Origin of the sequence: Streptomyces sp. NPDC014734 (assembly GCF_043083325.1) — a bacterium.
Lineage (GTDB): Bacteria > Actinomycetota > Actinomycetes > Streptomycetales > Streptomycetaceae > Streptomyces.
Genome location: NZ_JBIBYN010000023.1, coordinates 78,655 through 101,204, shown reverse-complemented (window position 1 = coordinate 101,204; position 22,550 = coordinate 78,655). Strand labels below are relative to the sequence as shown.

Genomic DNA, 22,550 nt, shown 5'->3' with positions numbered 1-22,550 from the left:
CGGTCCCGGTACCCGCGCCGTCCGAAGGGCATGGCGGGCGCGGGCGCGGTCCCGCCGCGGCCCGCCTCTCGGGGTGGGCCGTTACTTCCCCTTCGCGGACCCCGCGGCGGCAGCCTCGGCCGTCGCGGGCTCCGGGGCCTCCTCGAAGTCGACCCTGCCCATGTGCCGGTTCATGGACTTCATCAGCGCCCACACGCCGACGGCCAGTGCCGCGAAGACGATGAAGCCGAGAACGCCGGGGGTCACCTTGTTCTTGTCGAACGAGTCGGCAAGCGGAACGAGGTCGGTCAGTGCCTGAGTCGCGTACATATCAGGCATTGTCGCGGATGCCCGCGAAGAGGTCGCTCTCGGGGAGGGAGGTATCGACGAGAGACTTCGCCAGCTCGTACTCCTCGGTCGGCCAGACCTCCTTCTGGATGTCCATCGGGACGCGGAACCAGCCGCCCTCGGGGTCGATCTGCGTCGCGTGCGCGATCAGCGCCTTGTCGCGAATCTCATAGAACTCCGCACACGGGACGTGCGTGGTCAGGGTGCGCTCCTCGCGCTCGAACTCCTTCCAGCGCTCCAGCCAGTCGCCGTACGGGGACTCCAGGCCGCGGGCCAGCAGGGCCTCGTGCAGCGCCACCGTGCGCGGCCGGTTGAAGCCCTGGTTGTAGTAGAGCTTCTGCGGCTGCCAGGCCGGGCCGAACTCCGACTCGGGGAAGGTCTCGGTGTCCGTCGCGCCGTCGAAGGCGATCATCGTGATCTTGTGGGTCATGATGTGGTCGGGGTGCGGGTACCCGCCGTTCTCGTCATACGTGGTGATGACCTGCGGCCGGAAGGCCCGGATGCTGCGGACGAGACGCCCGGCGGCCTTCTCCTCGTCCTCCAGGGCGAAGCAGCCCTCGGGCAGCGGGGGCAGCGGGTCGCCCTCGGGCAGCCCCGAGTCGACGAAGCCGAGCCACTCCTGCGTGACGCCCAGGATCTCGCGGGCCTCGTCCATCTCCTTCCGGCGCACCTCGTGGATGTTCTCCTCGATGTAGGCGTCGCCCTGGAGCTTCGGATTGAGGATGGAGCCGCGCTCGCCGCCCGTGCAGGTCACGACCAGCACGTCCACCCCCTCGGACACATACTTGGCCATCGTCGCCGCGCCCTTGCTCGACTCGTCGTCGGGGTGGGCGTGAACGGCCATCAGTCGCAGCTGCTCAGTCAAAGCTCGGTCCTCAGTGATTGGGCGCGGTTACGCGGTGTCATCAACGGTGGTCGTTCCCGCGGAACGTCGGCACGGGGTGGCGGGTCGGACGGCGGTCCGGGGCTTCTATAGTGACCGAACCGGGGGGCGGAAAATTCCTCGATCCCCGGTACGGGAGGAACGATCATGACCTCGGTGCGCGACGCGCTTCCGGACAACCGCTACGGCCGCTCCGCGGACGAGCGCGCCGACCGCAAGCTGAGGATCATCGGCTCGGTGCTCGGGGTCGCCCTGCTCGGGCTGGTCGGCTGGATCGGCTACGACTACGTCTCCGGGCAGCAGATCAGCGCCGAGGTGATCAAGCGGAAGGTCGTCTCGGACGAACGGGTCGACATCCATCTGGAAGTGCGCAAGGACAAGGACGCCAAGGGCTACTGCACCCTGCGCGCGCAGCACGAGGACGGCAGGGACGTCGCCCACAAGGAATTCCGCTTCGACGACCGCACGGACCGTATCGACCGCATCGTCTCCCTGCGCACGACCGACAGGGCGACCAGCGTCGAGCTGCTGGGCTGCACCACCGACGGCGGGACGACGGACTGACCCGCTGCCGCACGGCGGCGCCGAACGCCTTCCGGCCGTCGACGAACCCCCTCCGACCTGCGCTTATACGGTCCCGGCGACCGGCCGCGCGAGGTCCACGCGGTTAACCTTCTCCCCCTTTTCCCGGTGAATTGTTAGGCTCGTGGTTTCGCCCACCCGTAGGGGCACATGCTTACGGGTAGGGCGATGCTTTGTATTCCCAGTACCGACGAGGAGCACCCTGTGACCCAGACCAGCGAAAACGTCACCTGGCTCACGCAGGAGGCGTACAACCAGCTCAAGGCCGAGCTGGAGTACCTGTCTGGTCCCGCGCGCACGGAGATCTCCGTCAAGATCGCGGCGGCCCGTGAGGAGGGTGACCTCCGGGAGAACGGCGGGTACCACGCGGCCAAGGAGGAGCAGGGGAAGATGGAGCTGCGCGTGCGCCAGCTCACCCAGCTCCTGGAGCACGCGAAGGTGGGCGAGCCGCCCGCCGACGACGGCGTCGTGGAGCCCGGCATGGTCGTCACGATCGCCTTCGACGGCGACCCGGACGACACCCTGACCTTCCTGCTCGCCTCCCGCGAGTACGCGAGCTCGAACATCGAGACGTACTCCCCGCAGTCGCCGCTCGGCACCGGCGTGAACGGCAGGCGCACCGGTGACGAGGCCGAGTACGAGCTGCCGAACGGCAAGACGGCGACCGTGAAGATCCTCGCGGCGAAGCCCTACACCGGCTGAGAGCCTGTCGGCCGGCCTTCGGCCGGAGAGCGGACGGGGCATGGTGCGTGCGGTTCCAGGACGCCGGGACGGCCCGGTGGCGGAGCCGCTCGGTCGTTCCGGCAACGCCGGAAGCGTGCGTGCCGTGCCGCGCCCGCCCGGTCAGAGGGCACCCGGCAGGCTCTGATCCGCACCACCGACGCGGGGCGATCCGCCGGGTCCGACGACCCGGCGGCTCCCCCACGTCCGCCGCCGGACGGGGTCAGCCCGTCACCAGGTACCCGGCCTCGTGCAGGGCCGCCGAGACCTCCGCGCAGTGCTCCGACCCCTTCGTCTCCAGTTGCAGCTCCACCTCGACCTCGGTCAGGCCGAGCCGGGGGTCGGTCCGGACGTGGCCGATGTCGAGCACGTTGGCGTCGACCGACGAGAGCACTCCCAGCAGCGTGGCAAGTGCGCCGGGCCGGTCGGTCAGCCGCAGCCGCAGGCTCAGATAGCGGCCGGCCGCCACCATCCCGTGCGTCAGGACGCGCTGCATCAGCAACGGGTCCATGTTGCCGCCCGACAGCAGGGCCACCACCGGCCCGCGAAACGCCTTCGGATCACTCAGCAACGCCGCGACCGGGCTCGCACCGGCCGGTTCCACGACAAGCTTCGCCCGCTCCAGGCAGAGCAGCAGGGCGCTGGACAGCTCGTCCTCGGAGACCGTGCGGACCTCGTCGACGAGTTCCCGGACCAGCTCGAACGGCACGTCCCCGGGCCGCCCCACCTTGATGCCGTCCGCCATCGTGTTCAGCGGGCCGATCGACACCGGGTGGCCCGCGGCCAGCGACGGCGGATAGCTCGCCGCGCCCGCCGCCTGCACGCCGACGATCCGCACGTCGGGCCGGAGCGCCTTCACCGCCAGCGCGATGCCCGCGGCGAGGCCGCCGCCGCCGACCCCGACGACGACGGTGCGCACCTCGGGGCACTGTTCGAGGATCTCCAGACCGACCGTGCCCTGCCCGGCGATGATGTCGGGGTGGTCGAAGGGGTGGATGAAGACCGCACCGGTCTCCCGCGCGTACTCCTGGGCGGCGGCCAGCGTCTCGTCGACGACCTGACCGTGGAGCCGGACCTCGGCCCCGTACTGGCGGGTCGCGGCCACCTTCGGCAGCGGCGCCCCGACCGGCATGAAGACCGTCGAGCGCACGCCGAGCAGTGAGGAGGCGAGCGCGACCCCCTGCGCGTGGTTCCCGGCGCTCGCCGCGACGACCCCGCCCGCCCGCTCGACCGGGGACAGTCCGGCGATCCGCACGTACGCGCCGCGCAGCTTGAACGAACCGGTCCGCTGAAGGTTCTCGCACTTGAAGTGGACGGGCGCGCCCACCAGCTCCGTCAGGTGACGGCTGCCTTCCATGGGCGTCACCCTGGCCACCCCGGAGAGCATCTTCCGCGCCCCGCGGACGTCGTCGAGGATGAGCGGGGGAAATGGGCCGGGCACACGGAAGTCCATACGGCAAGTCTCGCAGCCCGGCGGCGTGCCGTACGCCTCGCACCGGTCCCGTCCCGCACCGGTGTCCACGGGTTCGTGCAGCACTGGTACGCATTGCCCGGTGGCCGCGTACTCTGTCCCCCACCCATCCGACACCGCACGAAGAGAGCTCCCGGCCATGCCCCCTCAGGACATGACGACAGCTGCGTCTCCTTCCGGGGGCTCCGCCCCCGGGTCCACGGAACCCGAGCACGTCCTCGATGCGCTCCAGCACCAGGTCGCGGTGTTCGCCCGCCGTGCCGAGCAGACCCGCCTCGGCGGCGTCGGCCAGGTGCGCAATTCGATGGACCGGGCCGCCTATCTGCTGCTCAACCGGCTGGACCGGGAGGGTCCGATGGGCGTGAAGGCCCTGGCCGCGGGCATGGGCATCGACTCCTCGACCGTGACCCGGCAGGTCGCGCCGCTCGTCGACACCGGCCTGGTCAAGCGCACCTCGCACCCGGAGGACGGCCGGGCCGTCGTCCTCCAGCTGTCCCCGCGCGGCCTGGCCCGGCTGGACGAGGTGCGCGATTCCCGGCGCGAGCTCATGACGCGGGTGACGGACGGCTGGACGGCGGAGGAGCGCGAGACGTTCTGCGCGCTGCTCACCCGGTTCAACTCGGCGCTGGCCGCCCGGCAGACCGCGCACCAGGCTCCCCCGGCCGGTTAGGGCGTACCGGGCGCCCCCGGGCGGACGGGACTTTCGCAACACGCCCGCCGATCCGCGCGGAATCGCCGGACGCCTTCCGGGGCCCGGTCCGTGCCCGCCGGGCCCCCGCCCGTCGACGCCGGACGCGCACGCCTCTTGACCGGTGAACCGCGCAGGGTCTCGGATGAGCACTGTGCGGGGAGAGCGCAGAGCGGACCGGGAACGGCGCCGTGCCCGGGAATTCGATTCCTTCGTGGCGGGCGCGGCCGGCCGGCTGCTGCACACGGCCACGCTGCTCACCGCCGAGCCCCTGCGGCCGGCCGGCGCGAACCCGCGGGCCCTGCGGCTCCTGACGGCCGCGCTGGCCCGCACCTACGCGCGGTGGGACCGGTCGCGGGGCGAGGACCCGTACGACCGCACCCGGCAGGAGCTGGTCGTCCGGTTCGCCCGGGAGGTCTGGCGGCATCACCGGCCGCGCGGCGGGCCGCTGGACCCGCTGACCCCGCAGGAGCGCCTGGTGCTGGTGCTGCGCCTGTACGAAGGGGTCGCGGAGGAGCAGGCCGCGGCGCTGCTGGAGCTTCCGGCGGACCGGCTCCGGGCGGTCTGCAACCGCTCGGTGGCCACGATGCGAGGCACTCGCCGGCCCACGGCCCGATGGCGGCCGTACCGTGCGGCCGGGGCCTCGTCATGAGCCGCCGGAGCAACCAGGAGGACGAGGTCCGGCGCCTGTTGGAGGGGCCGCACCCGCAGGTGCCCGCCGATCTGGCGCGGCGGGCCGCCGCACGCGGTGGCGGGCTGCTGCGCCTGCGGCGTCTGGCCCGTCGGTTCCTGCTGCTGGTGGCGTTCGCCGCGGTGGTCGTGTTCACCGTGTGGGCGGTGACGGCACGGCCGTGGCAGACCCCGCCCGCCGCGACGACCCCGGTGGACGGCTGGTGAGCCCGCCGGGCGGGCCGGGAACGGCCGGCCTTCCGGGAGTCGCGCCGACCGGTCGGCGCGACTCCGGAGGTGTGCCGGCCGAAGGCCGGCCGACAGGCTCTCAGCCGAGCGCCCGCGTCAGATCGGCGATCAGGTCGTCGGCCGACTCGATGCCGACGGAGAGCCGGACGAGGTCGGCCGGGACCTCCAGCGGGGAGCCCGCCGCCGAGGCGTGCGTCATCCGGCCCGGGTGCTCGATCAGGGACTCGACACCGCCCAGCGACTCGCCGAGGGTGAACAGCTCGGTCCGGTTGCAGACCTGGACCGCCGCCTCCTCGCCGCCCGCGACCCGGAAGGACACCATGCCGCCGAACGCCCTCATCTGCTTGGCGGCGATCTCGTGGCCCGGGTGCTCGGGCAGTCCCGGGTAGAGGACCTGGGTGACCCCCGGGTGGCGGGTCAACAGGTCGGCGATCTTCGTGGCGTTCTCGGTGTGCCGGTCCATGCGCACCGCGAGCGTCTTGATCCCGCGCAGCACCAGCCACGCGTCGAACGGCCCGGCCACGGCGCCCATGGCGTTCTGGTGGTACGCCAACTCCTCGGCCAGCTCGGGGTCGTTGACGATCAGCGCACCGCCGACGACGTCCGAGTGGCCGCCCATGTACTTGGTGGTGGAGTGCACCACCACGTCGGCGCCCAGGGCGAGGGGCTGCTGCAGGTAGGGACTGGCGAAGGTGTTGTCGACGACGAGTCGCGCGCCCGCCGCACGGGCCACCCCGGCGATCGCGGCGATGTCGGTGATGCCGAGCAACGGGTTGGAGGGGGTCTCCACCCAGACCGCCTTGGTGCGCGGGGTGATCGCCGCCCGTACCGCCGCCACGTCCGAGGTGTCGGCGACCGAGAACTCCACGCCCCACCGCGAGACGACCTTCGCGAACAGCCGGAACGTGCCGCCGTAGGCGTCGTTCGGGATCACCACGTGGTCACCGGGGGTGAGCAGGGTGCGGAGGAGGCAGTCCTCGGCGGCGAGGCCGGAGGCGAAGGCCAGGCCCCGGCGGCCGCCCTCCAGGGCCGCGAGGTTCTCCTCCAGCGCGGTGCGCGTCGGATTGGCGCTGCGGCTGTACTCGTAACCGCCGCGCAGTCCGCCCACGCCGTCCTGCTTGTACGTGGACACCTGGTAAATGGGCGGAACCACGGCGCCGGTGAGGGGGTCGGCGGTGTTTCCCGCGTGGATCGCGAGTGTTTCGAAGCTCTGCTGATCGCTCATGGGGCCCGAGCGTAGTTCGTCACGAGGGCGCCCACCGGACCACCGGGCCGTCCGGTGACAATGGGGGCATGGAGATTCTGTGGTTCCTGATCGCGCTGTGCATGCTCGCCGCGGTCGTCGGCCCCTTCGTGCTGCGCCGCCGCGGCGGAATCCGGCAGGTCGCGCCGGGTTCCCCGGACGCCGCCGACCCGGACGCCTACGGCTTCGTGCGCCAGGAGGAGCTGGACATCCGGCTGCCGGGGCCGGACCAGGACCTCCTCGACGTGCTCGACGTGGTGCAGCGCTCCCAGGACTGGCGGGCGGCCTCGCAACTGCTGGCCGGCACGCCCAAGGAGGGCGAGGTGCGCTGGCAGCGGGTGCAGGCGTTCGCCGGGGCCGCCTCGCTGGAGCTGGCGGAGCGCCCCGGTGCCGGCGGCGCCTGGCTGCGCACCTGGCGGGCGGAGGCTCCGAAGGACGCGGGCGGTGCGGCGGTGCACGCCGAGTTCCTCGTGCAGCAGGCGTGGCGCTCGTCGACCGCGGGCACGGACGACTTCCGGATCATCCTGGAGGAGGCCCGTACGGTCTGCGGCGAGGCGGCGCTGCTCGCTCCCGGCGACCCGATCCCCTACCTCGTCGAACTCGCCGTCGCCCGTGGACTTGCTTACTCCCACGAGGAGTTCGACCGACTGTGGGCGAAGGTGATCGACCGCGCCCCGGCCCACATGGGCGCCCACCTCGCCGCGCTCCACTACTCGTGCGAGAAGTGGCACGGCTCCCGCGAGGAGGCCGACCGCTTCGCCACCGCGGCCGCCGCCCGCGCCCCGCGGGGCTCGCGGCTGGCCGCGCTGCCGCTCTTCGCGGTGTACGAGCACCTGCCCGAGATCAACCTCGTGCGGGGCTTCTACCAGAGCGCGGTGGTGACCAAGGCGGTCGAGGGCGCCCTGTTCGCCGTGCACGCGGCCCGCCCGGACGATCCGATGCTCGCCCACGTCCGCCACCTCCTCGTCTTCTTCCTCATCCGGATGGAACGCTGGTCGGAGGCGATGAACCAGATCGTCCGCATCGACGGCCACGTGGGCGCCCTGCCGTGGACCCAGAGCCCCGACCCGGCCGCCGAGTACACGATGCACCGGGCCCTGGCGGTCGCCGGTTACGAGGCGAACGGCGGCAACCCGGCGACGCTGCCGCGGTAGGGACCGGAGCGGGCCGGGGAACCCGCGCGACGACGGCCGGAGCCGGCCGGGCCGCGGCCGTGGGTGCCTGCCCGGGGCCGCGGCGGGCACCGCAGGAGGCCGAGGAACCCGCGCTTCCGGAGTCTCGGCCCCCTGCCCGGTCCGGCGGCGGTCGCATACCTCGTTGCGGCACCCGTCCGCGGGGCGACATACTCCGATTCCCCACGCGCACCACCGCCGCCCGCCCCGTCCCCGTCCTCGTGGGGAGTCCTCCCGATGAGCCCAACTCTGCGCGCCGTCCGCGCCGTTGTTCTGTTCGCCGGTTCCCACGTGCTGGGCGTCCTGCTGCTCGCCGTCCTCGTCGTCCTCGACTGGGCAGCGTTCCGCTGGATGTGGACCCCCATCGCCGTGCTGGTTCTCCTCCGCACCTCCCTGCCGGCGTTCGTCATCGTCCGAGGCATGTACGCGCCTCACGTGCCGAGGGACGAGGACGTGCAGGTGTGGCGCGTCGACGACACCCGCCAGCCCCGGCTCTGGGCCACCGTGCGCGATCTCGCCGAACGGCTCGGCACCCGCGCCCCCGACGAGATCGTGCTCACCGCCGACACGCACGTCTCGGCCGTGGAGGACATCGGGTTCCTCGGCCTCGCCGGCGGCAGGCGTCGGCTCCTCGTCGGCCTGCCGTTGCTGGTCGGCATGTCCGAGGCCGGGTTGCGTTCCGTGCTCGCGCACGAGATGAGCCGTTACGCCGTCTCCGGCCCCCGCCTCGCCGCTGTCACCGCGCGCGGCAGGGACCGGGCCGACCACGCCGCCGCCCACTTCCGGCGGTGGGCGGACCGGGCGGTCGCCAAGGAGCGGGCACGGCAGGAGGGGAAGGCCGCCAGGGCAAGGGCAAGGGGCGGGAAGGCCAGGGCGGTCGACGTCGGCGGCGCCGGTGTGCCGCTCCGTAACCTGGCGGCCCTGTACCGGTGGTACGCGCGTTTCTGCGACCGCGTCCACACCTCCGCCGCCGACCGCGAGGAGTTCGCGGCCGATGTCGCCGCGGCGGGCGTCGCGGGCCGCGACGTGACCGCGTCCGCGCTGCGCGACATGCAGATCCTCACCGAAACGCACAACGACTACCTGGAGACCTACGCGACGATCGGCGTGAAGGCCGGGATGCTGCCCCTGCCCGGCCAGTTCTTCGGCGGTCTGCGACATGTGCTGGACGCGCGCAGGGAGGAACTCGACGAGCTGCGCGCCTGCCTGCCGTCCGAACCGTCCGCCCCCTACGCGCACCCGAAGCTCACGGAGCGCATGGCCCGGGTCGAGGCGCTGCCGGGCGACGGACGTGCCCCGGACCCCGGGACTCCGGCCCTGGGCCTGCTCGTCGACGCCGAGCACACGCTGGCCGCCGCCGAGGAGCGGTTGCTGGAACCCTCGATGCGGCTGCTGCGCCGGCTCGACTGGCCGGACCTGGTGCACGAGTCGACGGCGGCGCAGGAGGGGTACTGGACCCGGAAGCACGGGGCGGTGGTCGCCGAGGTGACCGGCGGCGACGGCTCGGTGACCGACGCGCTCGACGCGATCGACGCGGGCTCGCAGTGGCGGATCACCGACCGCCTGCCCGAGTCCGCCGAGGCCCGGGCGGCGACCGGGCGCGCGGCCCGCGAGTTCGCCAGGCCCAGGCTGCGCAGCGGACTGGGACAACTGGCCGAGGCCGAGTACGTGCGGCAGGGACGGGCCCGCTGGCGGCAGTCCTGGACCGACGGCGAGACGTCGCTGGAGCTGCCGCCGGGCCACGAGGACCTGCTCCCGGCGGCGCTGGACGCGGCGGTGGCGGACGTCCCGGACACCGTGCCGCTGCGCGAACTGCTCACCCCCTGACCGCCCTGCCGCTTCCCCACCGGACCGGAACCCCCATGACACTTCTCCTGCTCCTGTCGACCGCCGCTCTGGGCGGGTACCTCTGGACGAAGGCACGGAGGACACGGAAGGCGTCGCCGCGCACGGCACAGGGCGCTCCCGGCCCGGCCGGGGCCGCCGCGCGACTCGGCCTGGTACCGGCCGACGAGATCGGCGGCGCACGTGTCCACACCCCCGACCCGCGCGACGAGGAGATCCGCGCCGCCGTCCGCACCGGCGACTGGCGGGCGGGCGCCGCGTTCCTCGACGGAGCGGGCCGGGACCGGCCGGAACGGTACCGGCGCGCCGCCGTCCTCCAGGACGAGGCCGCGCACGACGACGCCTGGCTCCTGGCCTGGCGCGCCGCGCGGCCGGAGGACGCGGGTGCCGCCCTCGTCCACGCCGGCGCGCTGATCGGCGTCGCCGCACAGGTCCACGGCACGAACCCGACGAGGACCCCCACGTGGGAGCAGTGCTCCCTCTTCCGTCAGGTCATGCTCAGGGCCCGCGAGGCCTGCCACGAGGCCCAGGCGCTGGCGGACGACGATCCCTGCCCGTACGTCGCCGAGATCCCCTGCGCCCTCGGCCTCGGTTACGGTCACGACGAATGCCGTGTCCTGTGGGCGAAGGTCGTCGGGCGCGGCGCGCCCGGCCTCGCGGCGCACGACGCGGTGCTCCGGTACTGGTGCCACCGGTGGGCGGGCTCGCACGTACCGGCCGAGTACCTCGCACACGAGGCGGCGCGACTGGGCGGTCCCGGCGGGCTGCTCTCACTGCTTCCGCTGTACGCCGCGTTCAAGCGGGAGCGGGCCGACCGGAAGACGGACGCGGACGTGTACTACAGGAGCCCGGAGCTGATCGCCGCCGTCGACGCCTGCCTGATCGACGTGGCCGCCGCCGTCGCGACCGCCCCGGGCGACCGGCGGATCGTCCGGGCCCGCCACATGCTCGCCTGGACGCTGTACTGGCAGGACCGGTACCGGGCGGCCGTGGAACAGTTCCGCGCGATCGACGGCCACTTCGACGGCGGTGCTCCGTGGTCGTACTGCGCCGATCCCAAGGGCTTCTACGTCCGGTCCCGCGAGTACAGCGCCGAGCGGGTCCTGGAGGGGAAGGGCGGCTGACCCGGACGTCCGCGGCGCGGGAGCCGGAATCTCCCGGCCCGCCGCCACGTTGTAAGGACTGTCGCCGCCGGATCCCCGAGGAGCCCCCGCATGTTCCTGCACCGCCGCACCCCGCAGCTGCCCACCCCCGAGGAAGCGCTGAAGGGCCGCCCCACGCCCGAGTTCACCGTCCCGTCCCGGCACACGGTCCTCGGCAACCCGCTGCTCGGCCCGTACCCGGAGGGCCTGGAGATCGCGGACTTCGCGCTCGGCTGCTTCTGGGGCGCCGAGCGGAAGTTCTGGCAGCGTGACGGCGTCTGGACGACCCTCGTCGGCTACCAGGGCGGTTACACGGAGAACCCGGCGTACGACGAGGTCTGCTCGGGCCTGACCGGCCACACGGAGGCGGTCCGCGTCGTCTTCGACCCGCGGACCGTCTCGTACCCGGAGCTGCTGAAGCTGTTCTGGGAGTCCCACGACCCGACGCAGGGCTTCCGCCAGGGCAACGACGTGGGCACGCAGTACCGCTCGGCGATCCACACCCACTCCCCCGGGCAGGCTGCCGCCGCCGAGGCCTCCCGCGAGGCGTACCAGAAGGTCCTCACGGCCTCCGGCCACGGCAAGATCACCACGGAGATCCTCCCGGCCGAGGGCCGCACGTTCTGGCCCGCCGAGGCGCCCCACCAGCAGTATTTGGACAAGAACCCGGCCGGCTACTGCGGGATCGGCGGGACAGGGGTCTCCTGCCCGATCGGGGTGGCCCCGGCCGGCGAGTGACGGGCCCGGAACCCCCACCGGCACCTGCCCCACCTGCCCCACCTGCCAGCGCGACATGTCCGGCGCCGATCCGGGCAGCACGGACAAGAGCGATCAAGCACGCCTGCATGACCATGCGGGCGTGACGTCCGTGCGGTCCCGAGCCGCACCTCATCCGGCGCGCCTCGGCTGAAGGCTCCGCCGGACGCCCACCCGGCCGCACCGGGTGTCGGTCGGCCGCACCGGGTGTCGGCCAGAAGACAGCTCCCGCTCGCACACCCCGAACGTCCACGATCCTCGGCACACCGCCTCTCCGGAGCTCGTCACACATGCGCATCAGGCCCTCTCTCCGCCGGTCTTCCGCGGTGCTCGCCGTATCGGTCGCCGTTTCCCTTCTCGTCACGGCCTGTTCGAGCGGCGGGGCCGCGCACGAGGCGCCTTCCCCGCACGCGAAATCAACCGCGGAACCGCCCTCGGGATCGCCCGCGAAAGCGCCGTCGGGATCGGCCGGGGTGGTGCTTCCGCCGGTGCACGCGGGTTTCGACTACCAGCTCGGCGAGCCGTACACACCGCCCGCCGGGGTGTCCGTCGTCGCGCGGGACCACACGCAGCCGCCCGCACCCGGGATCTACAACATCTGCTACATCAACGCCTTCCAGGCCCAGCCGGGCGCGGAGAAGGAGTGGGACACCGACCTGCTGCTGCGTGACGAGGCGGGCGGGGTCGTCATGGACGAGGAGTGGGGGGAGGCGATGCTGGACGTTCGCACCGCCGCCAAACGCGAACGGATAGCGCGGAAGGTGAACACCTGGACCGACACCTGCGCGACCAAGGGCTACAAGGCCATCGACCCGGACAATTACGACAGTTACGCACGCGCGCCCCGGGGGCTGCTCACCGCGGACGACGCGAAGGCGTTCCTCTCCCTGCTCGCCGACCACGCGCACGCGAAGGGCCTTGCCGTCGGCCAGAAGAACACCGCGGAGCTGGCTCCCGCCCGCAGGGACGTCGGCGCCGACTTCGCCGTGGTGGAGGAGTGCGGCCAGTACGACGAATGCGGGGACTACACGGACGCCTTCGGTGACCACGTGGTCGTGATCGAGTACACCGAGCAGGGCATGGAGCGGGCATGCGAGGGCTGGGGCGACAGGATCAGCGTCGTCCGGCGGGACCTGGACCTCGTGGCCCGCGGCCAGGACGGCTACCACCGCGAGACCTGCGGGGGAACCGCCTGACCGGATCGGGTCGGCGCGTGGGCGGTGGGTGAGGTGGCTCGTTTCCCCCATGACGACCTCCCCGGCCGGGGAGGATGAGTCCATGACAGCCCACTCCGGTACCGCCTCCTACCTCGATGCCACGGCGCACGCCTACGACGATGTCGCCGACCTCTACTTCGGCCTGGTCCGCGACTCGCTCGACGGACTCCCGCTGGACCGCGCGACGCTCGCCGCGTTCGCGGAGGTCGTGCGGGCCACCGGGCCCGGCCCCGTCGCCGAGTTGGGGTGCGGTCCGGGGTATCTGACCGCGCACCTGCGGGATCTGGGACTGGACGTCTTCGGCGTCGACCTGTCGCCGGTGATGATCGGTCTGGCCCGTGAGGCCTACCCGGACCTGCGGTTCGAGGTCGGTTCCATGGACGCCCTCGCCGGCCTGGGGCTGGCCGACGGCGCGCTGCGCGGCATCGTGTCGTGGTATTCGGTCATCCACGTCCCGCCGCGCGAGCTGCCCCCGTACTTCGCCGAGTTCGGGCGGGTGCTCGCGCCCGGCGGTCACCTCCTGCTCGCCTTCTTCGAGGCGGAGGGGGGACCGGTCACGCCGTTCGACCACAAGGTGACGACGGCCTACCGGTGGCCGGTCGACGAACTCGCGGGGCTGGCCGGTACGGCCGGGTTCGTCGAGGTCGGCCGGATACTGCGGGAACCGCTGGAGGGGGAACGGTTCCGGCGGGGGCATCTGCTGATGCGCGGGGCGGGCGACCCGGCCGAGAGCCTGTCGGCCGGCCTCTGACGGACGGTACCGCCCCGCGCGGCGCTCCCCGTACCGTTCCGGCCCGCACCGCGGGCCCCGTTCCGGCCCTGCCGCGCGGGGCGGACGGGCCGGAGCGGGCCGGGACGGCGGTGGGGCCGGAACGGCGGTGGGGTCAGATGAGCCCCTGCGCCAGCATCGCGTCCGCGACCAGTTCGAAGCCGGCGATGTTGGCGCCGACCACGTAGTTGCCGGGGCTGCCGTAGCGCTCGGCCGTGGTGTAGCAGGAGTCGTGGATGTGGCGCATGATCTCCGCCAGGCGCTCCTCCGTGTGGGAGAAGGACCAGGAGTCCCGCGAGGCGTTCTGCTGCATCTCCAGGGCGCTGGTGGCCACACCGCCCGCGTTGGCGGCCTTGCCGGGCGCGAAGGCGACGCCCGCCTCCTGGAGGACGCGCACGGCCTCCGGGGTGGTGGGCATGTTGGCGCCCTCGGCGACCGCCTTCACACCGTTGCCGACCAGGGCCACGGCGTCGGCCTCGTGCAGTTCGTTCTGGGTGGCGCAGGGCAGGGCGACGTCACAGGGGACGTTCCACACTCCGGAACCGGCGACGTACGTGGCGTGCGAGCCGCGGCGCTCCGCGTAGTCGGAGACCCGGCCGCGCCCGGCCTCCTTGATCTCCTTGAGCAGGGCGAGGTCGATGCCCTTCTCGTCCACGACGTAGCCGTTGGAGTCGGAGCAGGTCACCACGGTCGCGCCGAGCTGCTGGGCCTTCTCGATCGCGTAGATCGCGACGTTGCCGGAGCCGGAGACGGCGATGCGCTGGCCGTCCAGGGACTCGCCGCGGCTGCGGAGCATCTCGGACGTGAACATCACACAGCCGTAGCCGGTCGCCTCGGTGCGCGCCTGGGCGCCGCCCCAGCCCAGGCCCTTTCCGGTGAGGACACCGGACTCGTAGCGGTTGGTGATCCGCTTGTACTGGCCGAACAGGTAGCCGATCTCCCGGCCGCCGACGCCGATGTCGCCCGCCGGAACATCGGTGTACTCGCCGAGGTGCCGGTGGAGCTCGGTCATGAACGACTGGCAGAACCGCATGATCTCGGCGTCGGAACGGCCCTTCGGGTCGAAGTCCGCACCGCCCTTGCCGCCGCCGATGGGCATGCCGGTGAGCGCGTTCTTGAAGATCTGCTCGAAGCCGAGGAACTTCACGATGCCGAGGTTGACCGAGGGGTGGAAGCGCAGTCCGCCCTTGTACGGGCCGAGCGAGCTGTTGAACTCGACCCGGAAACCGCGGTTCACGTGGATGTCGCCGGAGTCGTCCGACCACGGCACGCGGAAGATGAGCTGGCGCTCCGGCTCGCAGACCCGCTCGATGATCCGGGCGTCGACGAACTCGGGTCGCTTGGCGAGAACCGGGCCGAGGGTCTCCAGGACCTCCCGCACCGCCTGGTGGAACTCCTTCTCGCCCTGGTTGCGGCGGAGAACCTCCGCGTACAGGGGCTCGATGAGGCGGCTCTCGACGGCGTGCGGGGTGACGGTTTCAGGGGTGGTCTGCATCTGATCAAGACCTTCCATGGGTCGGCGTCGCGCGCGAAGGTGCCCCCGTCCCGGGGGACACCAGCGGTCCCCCTCCCCATTGAGGGCGTCGCCCAGACATCGCACGCTCTGGCGGCTCACGAAGGCGACGTACAGAACCGTTGTGGCACATCATTGTCCCAGTGGCTCCGCGAGAGCCGGAACGGCATCCACATAGTGGGCCCGATCTGCCCTGAAGCCGCCCGTCAATTCATGACAGAAGTGGTCAATACCTCAGGCGTCGTGGCGTTCGCGGAGCATCCACAGGCCCGTACCGGCTCCGAGTACGACCACACCGGACACCACGCTGACGGTGATCCGCACGCCCTCCTGGAGCGTGCCCAGGCTCGCGAAGGCATTGGTGGCGAGGGCGGCGACGAGGACGATCCAGAGCAGCGACTTCATGACGGTTTCCTCCGTGGTCGGTGAGGTCTCCATCGTCGTCGGCGGGCGGGCCGGGCACGAGGGAACGTCCACCCGGAACGGGGGTACAGCCGGCTACACCACGAACCGCCCCTCAGCACGCACCCCGCCGGGGCGGGGCGTACGAGGAACCGATCCGGTACTCCCCGGCCGCCGGCACCCTCAGCCGGGTCCACCGCCCCGCGCGCTCCAGGCATCCGGCGTCCGGTCGCAGCCACGGCGAGTAGGCGACGCGGACCGTCACCGACCCGCGCTCGCGGACCCGTACGACGAGCTCGGCGCCGTCCCGGCCGACGACGGACGCACCGGCGCCGGACACCAGGGGCGTCGCGTCCTCGACCCGGTAGACGCGCCAGTGTGCGTCGCGCCACACGAGCCGCAGCCAGTCCGGCCGGTCGCGGACGAGGGCGGCCTCCTCCTCCGCCGCCCAGTCCGGGGTGCCGTCGGGAAGGACGACGTAGCCGACCGCCCAGTGGTCGAGCCAGGAGCGGTAGGTCTCGGCGGAGAAGGTCCCGTCGTAGAAGAGGGCCCCGCGTTCCACGTCGATCTGGCGATTCCAGCCGCGGGCCAGGTCGACGTGCGGGCCGAGGACGGTCGTCTCCCGGTGGTCGACCGCCGGTACCGCCTCGACCCGGGTGCGGTCGGCACCGAGGCGGTCGAGGGCGGCCACCACGCCGTGCGCCTCCGCGGCCCATACCGGGACGGGGGTCGACATCCTCAGCACGTGAACGGCATGCTCCGTCACCCACTGCAGGGACAGCGCCAGGGCGGCGGCGAGGGCGACCCTCCGCCATATCCGCACCCCGTGGGCCAGGATCGCGGCGAGCAGGACCGGGGCGGCGAACAGTTCGGCGAGGCGGACGACGTTCGACCCGACCGGCGACGGAACGAGGAAGGTCAGCACGACCCCGGCCGCGTAGACCCAGGCGCCGTGGCGCAGCGCCCGCCACTCGCGCGGTGCCAGCGCGAGGAGCAGGACGCCGAAGAGCACCGGCTTCCAGATGTCGCCGGGCGACATCGGCATCTCGCCGCCGAAGGGGAACACCAGGGTGGTCGCTCCGACCACGGCCGCGGGCGGGACGCACAGAACGGCGGCCTTGCGCCAGTCCCGGTCGAGCAGCCACCCCGCACCCGCGACCAGCAGGAACAGTCCGGCGACCGGGCTGGCCATGGACGCCAGCGCACCGAGCACACCCGCGAGGACCGGGCGCCGCGACGTCCCCGTCAGCACCAGGCACGCCCCCAGGGCGAGGGCCACGCCGAGGGCGAAGGTGGAACGCCCGGACGCCACGTTGCACCAGAGGGTCAGCGTCGCCAGCAGGGCGGGCCACAGCGGCCGGTCCGTCCCGCTGCGCACGAACAGGGCCGCCGCCAGCCAGGAGGCGGCCGCGCCGGAGAGGACGGTGACGGTCCGTACCCCGAGCAGGGCCATCAACTGCGGTGCGAGGACGCTGTAGTTGCCGACGTGGATGCCGCCGTACCAGGAAAGGTTGTACGGGGCGCCGGGGTGCCGCGCCACGAAGTCGGTCCAGGACACCTGGGCCGCCAGGTCTCCGCCGCCGGTGGCGAGGAAGGCCGCCCAGAGCGCGTACAGGGGCAGGGACAGGGCGGTGGCCAGGAGCGGCACGCGCCACCGCGGCGGCAGGGGCGCGAGGGCCCGCCGGGACTCGCCGCGGTACGCACCTCGGGCGGCCGGTGCTGTCGTTTCGGCGGTGCGCTGTGCGGAGGATCGCACGGTGGTTCCGATCGGTAGTCGGGCGGGGGCGGCGGACACCGCCGCTCCCCCGCGCGCCGGGCCGTCGGGCCGACGCGTTCTCCGTGATCGAGACCTCGCCCTTGCGGATCGTGACCGGTCGCGGCGCCCGTCGGGCGATGGCGTTGTCGTGCGTGACCATGATGAAGGCAAGGCCCTGTTCCTTCCACACGCTCTCCAGCACCTCCGTGATCTCGTCGGTCTCGTCACGTTCAGGCCGATTCCGGCGACGGCGCCCGCGGCCCCGTCCTGTCCGCGCGTCGTCGTTGTCCTTGGAGTCGAACTCGGACCTCGGGTACGGGGACGCCGAAGGCGGCGGAGCCGCGGATCCTGGAGGATCCGGGCACCGCCGCCTTCGTACGGGGTTCGGTGCTGCGGGAGGAGTGGCGCGTGCGCGCCGGTCAGGCGACGGCGCCCGCCTTCCAGTCCGCCCAGTTCATGTTCCAGCCGTTGAGGCCGTTGTCCGGGGTGATGGTCTTGTCCGGGGAGTTCTTGACGACGACCACGTCACCGACGAGGGAGTTGTCGTAGAACCAGGCGGCGGGCTGGCCGCCGTCGCCCGCGCCCTTCACGTCGGCGAGGCCGACACAGCCGTGGCTGGTGTTGGCGCTGCCGAAGATCGACCGCGCGCCCCAGTAGTTGCCGTGGATGAAGGTGCCGGAGGTGGACAGTCGCATGGCGTGCGGGACGTCCTTGATGTCGTACTCGCCGCCGAAGCCGACGGTGTCACCGTTCATCCGGGTCTCCTTGTACTTCTCGGAGATCACCATCTGGCCGTTGTACGTGGGGTTCGAGGAGGAACCTGCCGATATCGGGATGGTCTTGATCGTCTTGCCGTCCCGGGTGACGGTCATGGTGTGGGTCTTGGCGTCGACCGTCGAGACCTGGTTACGGCCGATCTTGAAGGTGACCGTCTTCTGCTGCACGCCGTAGACGCCGTCCGCGCCCTCGACGCCGTCGAGGGCCAGCTTCAGCGTGACGGTGGAGCCGCCCTGCCAGTAGTTCTCGGGGCGCAGGTCCAGGCGCTGGTTGTTGAACCAGTGGCCGACGACCTCCTGGCCGCTGCTGGACGTCACGGTGATGCCGGCCTGGACGGCCTTCCGGTCCGTGATCGGCTTGTTGAAGTTGACCGAGACCGGCATCCCGACACCGACGGTGGAACCGTCCTCGGGGGTGAAGTTGCCGATGAAGCTGTTGGCGGGCGACACGGTGGTGAAGGAGGAGTTCTCGTGCGCCTCGCGGCCCTTCGAGTCCTTCGCCGTCGCGCTGATCTTGTACGTGGTCGAGCGCTCGAGCTGGCCGTCGGGCTTCCAGCTCTTGCCGTCGGCGGCGAGCGTGCCCTTGACCGCCTCGCCGGTCGACGTGGTCATGGTGACCTCGCCCAGCGAGCCCTTGGCGACGGTGACCTTGGCGGCGTTGTTGATGCTCGCGTTGTCCGAGCCGTCCTTGGGCGCGATGGATATCTGCGCTTCCGACGTCTCCTCGGCTGCCGCCTTGTCGACCTCGGAGGTCTGCGACTTCTTCGAGCCGTCGGCGCTGCTGTCGGCGCCGCCGTCGTTGCAGGCCGTGAGCACCAGTACGCCACCGAGCAGTGCGGACGCGGCCATGAGGCCCCTGCGCCGCTTGCTGTCCGTCATCACACGCTTCTCCATCGTTGCCGAATCCCCAGAAACCCCGAGCGGATTCGCCGGTGAACGGCGAAACCCGTCAATGTTCCAAGAACCCATGGACAGGGTCCTTCGTTCCACATCCGCGAAGGATGTGGGGAACAACACTGATCGACGCGCTCCGGGCCGCGGCGGTTCCCGGCGTCGGCCGCGATCCGTGAAACGGCCGATGACAGGGCCCCGCCCGACGCGGTCCCCTCGACGGGGGACGCCTTTGGCACCTCTGCCGTTCCGCCGTTCCACGGGGAAGGGACCGGGGCGTCTTCCCCACCGTGGTCCGTGTCCTTCCCCGCGGTACCGCTGCGGAACCGTGCGATCCGTGGCGCCCGGGAAATACGCGCGCTCCGGCGTACGAGGGGGCTCGGCCGCACACCTCCCGCGCGACCCGGCTCCCGCCCGCTGTTGCTCCCCGGCTCGTAAGTATCTCCCGGCCGACCGGGATTCCCGGCGGGCCCGTCGGGAATCCCGGACCCGCCGGGCCCGTCAGGCCAGCGGCCCGGTCACCGGTTCGACCGCGGCGACCAGACGGCCCGTGCGGACGAAGGCGTCCGCGGCGGCCAGGTCCGGCGACAGGAACCGGTCCGGCCCCGGCCCCTCGACGCCCGCCGCGCGCAGCGCCTCGACGGCGGCCCGTGAGGCGGGCGCGGGGGTGAGGCCCTGCGCGGCGCGCAGCTCGATGGCGCGGGTCGCCGCGTACAGCTCGACGGCGATGATCCGGGCGAGGTTGTCGACGGCGGTACGGAGCTTGCGCGCCGCCGACCAGCCCATGGACACGTGGTCCTCCTGCATCGCCGACGACGGGATCGAGTCGGCCGAGGCGGGGACGGCGAGCCGCTTCATCTCGCTGACCAGGGCGGCCTGCGTGTACTGGGCGATCATCAGACCGGAGTCCACACCGGCGTCGTCGGCGAGGAACGGCGGCAGCCCGTGCGAACGGTTCTTGTCCAGGAGCCGGTCGGTACGGCGCTCGGTGATCGAGCCGAGGTCGGCGGCGGCGATGGCCAGGAAGTCGAGGACGTACGCGACGGGCGCGCCGTGGAAGTTCCCGTTGGACTCGACCCGGCCGTCGGACAGCACGACGGGGTTGTCGACGGCCGCGGCGAGTTCGCGGTCGGCGACGGTGGCGGCGTGCGAGAGGGTGTCGCGTCCGGCGCCGTTGACCTGGGGCGCGCAGCGCACGGAGTAGGCGTCCTGCACGCGCGGGGCGTCGTCCTGGTGATGACCGGTCAGGCCCGATCCGGCGAGGACCCGCAGCATGTTGTCGGCGCTGGCTCCCTGGCCCGGGTGCGGGCGGATGGCGTGCAGCTCCGGGGCGAGCACCTTGTCCGTGCCGAGCAGCGCCTCCAGGGACAGCGCGGCGGTGATGTCGGCGGAGGTGTAGAGGGTCCTCAGGTCGGCGAGCGCCATGACGAGCATGCCGAGCATGCCGTCGGTGCCGTTGAGAAGGGCGAGGCCCTCCTTCTCGCGCAGTTCCACCGGGGTGATGCCGTGGGCGGCGAGCAGTTCGCCGGCCGGTCGCACGGTGCCGTCGGGTCCCTCCGCGTCCCCCTCGCCCATCAGCGTCAGGGCACAGTGCGAGAGCGGGGCCAGGTCGCCGGAGCAGCCGAGCGAGCCGTACTCGTGGACGACGGGGGTGATGCCCGCGTTGAGGACGTCGGCCATGGTCTGCGCGATCTCGGGGCGTACGCCGGTGTGCCCGGAGGCGACCGTCTTCAGCCGCAGGAACATCAGGGCGCGCACGACCTCGCGTTCGACCCGCGGGCCCATGCCGGCGGCGTGCGAGCGGACGATGTTGCGCTGGAGCCGGGCGCGGAGGTCCTGGCCGATGTGCCGGGTGGCCAGGGCGCCGAACCCGGTGGAGACGCCGTAGACCGGCTCGGGCTTGGCCGCGAGCGCGTCCACGATCTCGCGGGCGGCGGCGAGCGCGCTCACGGCGGTCGCGGAGAGCTCGACGCGAGCGTTGTCGCGGGCCACGGCGATGACGTCCCGGGCCGTGGCACCGGACGTCCCCACCACGACTGTGTGCATATCCATATTCAGCAGCGTACGGACTGAATCCCGTCATGTCACGAGTGGATGCGCCGTTGACCCCTTACGACCCCGCACCACGACCTCGCCCGGTGCCCCCGCCTGCGCACTGGGACCTGCGACCCCGCCCTCGCCCGCGGCGCGGCCACCGGGCCGGCCGCGCCGTCCGCCGATCCGGCCGCCCGGTCAGGGGCGGCTGCCGCGCAGATGCCGACGGTCGTGCGCGGACCTGGGCGGGGCGTCGGCGAGCCGCAGGGCCTCGTCGTCGCGCCCCGCCACCACCGGTCCCGTCGAGCGCGCCGCCTTCGCCCGGTACTGGGCCGCGTCCGCGAGCCGGAACAGCCGCCGCGCCGACACCACCGGCCCGATCGGGTCGCCGGTCGACGCGATTCCGCACGCCACCCCGTCGCCGAACTCCAACTCGGCCGCCCGGTCGCAGAGTTCGACGGCGACCCGGATCACGTCGTCCTCCTTCGGGCCCACCGCGAGGAGGCAGAACTCGTCCCCGCCGAGCCGGGCCGCGAGCGCGCCGGGAAGCATCGCGCCGCAGCGGGACAGCACCGAGCCGAAACGTTCCAGCAGGCGGTCGCCGACGGCGTGGCCGTACGTGTCGTTGACCCGCTTGAGCCCGTTGAGGTCGCAGACCACCAGGCTGATCACCGCCCCTTCCGCCCGGTGCCGCTCGATCGCCTCGTCGAGCCGTGTGTCGACGGCGCGCCGATTGGCCAGCCCGGTCAGCGGGTCGGTGAAGGCGAGCTTGCGGACCTCTTCGAGCCGCTCGGTCTGGGAGATCCCGGCGGCGACGACGGCGGCGAGCACGGTGGCGAAGTCCGCGTCCTCCCGCCCGAACACCGGCCACCCCGCCGGGCGGGCCACGTACAACTCGCCCCAGGCCCGCCCGTGCAGCACGATCGGCGCGACCACGCAGCAGCCGCGCCCGCGCCGGCGCAGTGCGGCCACCCGCTGATGGCGGCAGCCGCTCCCGTACCCGTGCGCCCCCGCGTCCGGGGCTCCGTCCGCCGGGGCGTCGGCGGTCTCCACCCAGGCGTCGGGCTCACCGCCACCGGCCCATCGTTCGTGCAGGAACTCGGTGATCTCCGGGAACCGGTGCACCGGATAGGTCTCCTCCTCGGGGAACTCCTCCTCCCCCTCGGCCCGTTCACCCGCGTTCACCAGCACCCGCAGCCGCCCCCGCCCGCGCTCCCACACGGAGAGCGCGGCGAAGGAGCCGCCCAGCGCCTCGCACGCCCCCAGCGCGGCGGCCCGCCACGATCCCCGCGGGGTATGTGCCGCCGCCATCGCCTGCGCAAGCGAAACCACGGCCCGCAGCCGTGCATCCTCACCACCCATCACCACAGCTTATGTAGCTTTGTGGTGATTTGATCAGCTTGGGGTGCCTTGATTGTCCACTGCGTGTCTCTTTGAACGCACAA

General features: G+C 72.5%; 21 protein-coding genes and 1 pseudogene. 11 read left to right on the top strand and 11 right to left on the bottom strand.

Features of this window, described 5'->3' with window-relative positions; translation table 11 throughout:
- Positions 1 to 81: 81 nt before the first annotated feature.
- Together ACF1CT_RS29785 and mca are read right to left on the bottom strand one after the other, a co-directional pair.
- A complete protein-coding gene (locus ACF1CT_RS29785; RefSeq protein ID WP_391787071.1) occupies positions 82 to 309 on the bottom strand; it encodes a hypothetical protein in 228 nt (75 codons plus the stop codon).
- Position 310: 1 nt separating this feature from the next.
- Positions 311 to 1,192 carry a mycothiol conjugate amidase Mca gene (gene mca / locus ACF1CT_RS29780; protein ID WP_391787070.1) on the bottom strand — a complete coding sequence of 294 codons (882 nt, stop codon included), beginning with the start codon at positions 1,190 to 1,192 and terminating at the stop codon, positions 311 to 313.
- A gap of 165 nt (positions 1,193 to 1,357) precedes the next feature.
- Here mca and ACF1CT_RS29775 point away from each other — a divergent pair, with 165 nt between their 5' ends.
- Both ACF1CT_RS29775 and greA read left to right on the top strand, forming a co-directional pair.
- On the top strand, positions 1,358 to 1,774 hold the full coding sequence (locus ACF1CT_RS29775) for a DUF4307 domain-containing protein (RefSeq protein WP_391787069.1): 417 nt from the start codon (positions 1,358 to 1,360) through the stop codon (positions 1,772 to 1,774).
- A 222-nt stretch (positions 1,775 to 1,996) separates the two neighbouring features.
- Positions 1,997 to 2,494 (top strand): transcription elongation factor GreA, encoded by a 498-nt coding sequence (gene greA / locus ACF1CT_RS29770; protein ID WP_391787068.1) that lies wholly within the window; start codon positions 1,997 to 1,999, stop codon positions 2,492 to 2,494.
- A gap of 241 nt (positions 2,495 to 2,735) precedes the next feature.
- Here the strand turns inward: greA and ilvA are convergent, their stop codons facing one another.
- Positions 2,736 to 3,965, bottom strand: coding sequence for a threonine ammonia-lyase (gene ilvA / locus ACF1CT_RS29765; RefSeq protein ID WP_391787067.1), 1,230 nt, complete (start codon positions 3,963 to 3,965; stop codon positions 2,736 to 2,738).
- 157 nt (positions 3,966 to 4,122) lie between these two features.
- Here ilvA and ACF1CT_RS29760 point away from each other — a divergent pair, with 157 nt between their 5' ends.
- From ACF1CT_RS29760 to ACF1CT_RS29750, 3 genes are all read left to right on the top strand, one after another.
- The gene (locus ACF1CT_RS29760; protein WP_391787066.1) at positions 4,123 to 4,653 is read left to right on the top strand and encodes a MarR family winged helix-turn-helix transcriptional regulator; all 531 of its coding nucleotides are present in this window, start codon (positions 4,123 to 4,125) and stop codon (positions 4,651 to 4,653) included.
- A 163-nt stretch (positions 4,654 to 4,816) separates the two neighbouring features.
- Positions 4,817 to 5,323 (top strand): RNA polymerase, encoded by a 507-nt coding sequence (locus ACF1CT_RS29755; RefSeq protein WP_391787065.1) that lies wholly within the window; start codon positions 4,817 to 4,819, stop codon positions 5,321 to 5,323.
- Positions 5,320 to 5,568, top strand: coding sequence for a hypothetical protein (locus tag ACF1CT_RS29750; protein ID WP_391787064.1), 249 nt, complete (start codon positions 5,320 to 5,322; stop codon positions 5,566 to 5,568). The genes ACF1CT_RS29755 and ACF1CT_RS29750 overlap by 4 nt, the downstream gene beginning before the upstream one ends.
- A 100-nt stretch (positions 5,569 to 5,668) precedes the next feature.
- On the opposite strand, the gene ACF1CT_RS29745 is transcribed toward ACF1CT_RS29750, so the two are convergent.
- Positions 5,669 to 6,814, bottom strand: coding sequence for a cystathionine gamma-synthase (locus tag ACF1CT_RS29745; protein WP_391787063.1), 1,146 nt, complete (start codon positions 6,812 to 6,814; stop codon positions 5,669 to 5,671).
- Positions 6,815 to 6,882: 68 nt separating this feature from the next.
- On the opposite strand from ACF1CT_RS29745, the gene ACF1CT_RS29740 reads away from it, so the two are divergent.
- The 6 genes from ACF1CT_RS29740 (at position 6,883) to ACF1CT_RS29715 (ending at position 13,715) form a co-directional block, all read left to right on the top strand.
- Positions 6,883 to 7,986, top strand: coding sequence for a hypothetical protein (locus ACF1CT_RS29740; RefSeq protein WP_391787062.1), 1,104 nt, complete (start codon positions 6,883 to 6,885; stop codon positions 7,984 to 7,986).
- Between the two features lie 255 nt (positions 7,987 to 8,241).
- The gene (locus ACF1CT_RS29735; RefSeq protein ID WP_391787061.1) at positions 8,242 to 9,831 is read left to right on the top strand and encodes a peptidase; all 1,590 of its coding nucleotides are present in this window, start codon (positions 8,242 to 8,244) and stop codon (positions 9,829 to 9,831) included.
- Positions 9,832 to 9,866: 35 nt separating this feature from the next.
- Complete coding sequence (locus tag ACF1CT_RS29730; RefSeq protein WP_391787060.1) at positions 9,867 to 10,973, top strand: hypothetical protein; 1,107 nt, start codon at positions 9,867 to 9,869, stop codon at positions 10,971 to 10,973.
- 90 nt (positions 10,974 to 11,063) lie between these two features.
- Positions 11,064 to 11,729: a peptide-methionine (S)-S-oxide reductase MsrA gene (msrA, locus tag ACF1CT_RS29725; RefSeq protein ID WP_391787059.1), complete on the top strand. Its 666-nt coding sequence runs from the start codon at positions 11,064 to 11,066 to the stop codon at positions 11,727 to 11,729.
- A gap of 308 nt (positions 11,730 to 12,037) precedes the next feature.
- Complete coding sequence (locus ACF1CT_RS29720) at positions 12,038 to 12,943, top strand: endo alpha-1,4 polygalactosaminidase (protein ID WP_391787058.1); 906 nt, start codon at positions 12,038 to 12,040, stop codon at positions 12,941 to 12,943.
- Positions 12,944 to 13,025: 82 nt separating this feature from the next.
- Positions 13,026 to 13,715, top strand: coding sequence for a class I SAM-dependent DNA methyltransferase (locus ACF1CT_RS29715; RefSeq protein ID WP_391787057.1), 690 nt, complete (start codon positions 13,026 to 13,028; stop codon positions 13,713 to 13,715).
- Positions 13,716 to 13,848: 133 nt separating this feature from the next.
- Here the strand turns inward: ACF1CT_RS29715 and gdhA are convergent, their stop codons facing one another.
- From gdhA to ACF1CT_RS29680, 7 genes and pseudogenes are all read right to left on the bottom strand, one after another.
- Positions 13,849 to 15,228 (bottom strand): NADP-specific glutamate dehydrogenase, encoded by a 1,380-nt coding sequence (gdhA, locus tag ACF1CT_RS29710; RefSeq protein ID WP_391787056.1) that lies wholly within the window; start codon positions 15,226 to 15,228, stop codon positions 13,849 to 13,851.
- 252 nt (positions 15,229 to 15,480) lie between these two features.
- Entirely contained in the window at positions 15,481 to 15,651 is a 171-nt protein-coding gene (locus ACF1CT_RS29705; RefSeq protein WP_391787055.1) for a hypothetical protein, read from the bottom strand.
- Positions 15,652 to 15,763: 112 nt separating this feature from the next.
- Positions 15,764 to 17,404: a hypothetical protein gene (locus ACF1CT_RS29700; protein WP_391787054.1), complete on the bottom strand. Its 1,641-nt coding sequence runs from the start codon at positions 17,402 to 17,404 to the stop codon at positions 15,764 to 15,766.
- A gap of 67 nt (positions 17,405 to 17,471) precedes the next feature.
- A pseudogene (locus ACF1CT_RS29695) lies at positions 17,472 to 17,621 on the bottom strand (ABC transporter ATP-binding protein); the annotation flags it as partial.
- Positions 17,622 to 17,823: 202 nt separating this feature from the next.
- The gene (locus tag ACF1CT_RS29690) at positions 17,824 to 19,074 is read right to left on the bottom strand and encodes an Ig-like domain-containing protein (protein ID WP_391787053.1); all 1,251 of its coding nucleotides are present in this window, start codon (positions 19,072 to 19,074) and stop codon (positions 17,824 to 17,826) included.
- A 498-nt stretch (positions 19,075 to 19,572) separates the two neighbouring features.
- Positions 19,573 to 21,123, bottom strand: coding sequence for a histidine ammonia-lyase (hutH, locus tag ACF1CT_RS29685; RefSeq protein WP_391787052.1), 1,551 nt, complete (start codon positions 21,121 to 21,123; stop codon positions 19,573 to 19,575).
- Positions 21,124 to 21,303: 180 nt separating this feature from the next.
- Positions 21,304 to 22,467, bottom strand: coding sequence for a diguanylate cyclase domain-containing protein (locus ACF1CT_RS29680; RefSeq protein ID WP_391787051.1), 1,164 nt, complete (start codon positions 22,465 to 22,467; stop codon positions 21,304 to 21,306).
- Positions 22,468 to 22,550 lie beyond the last annotated feature (83 nt).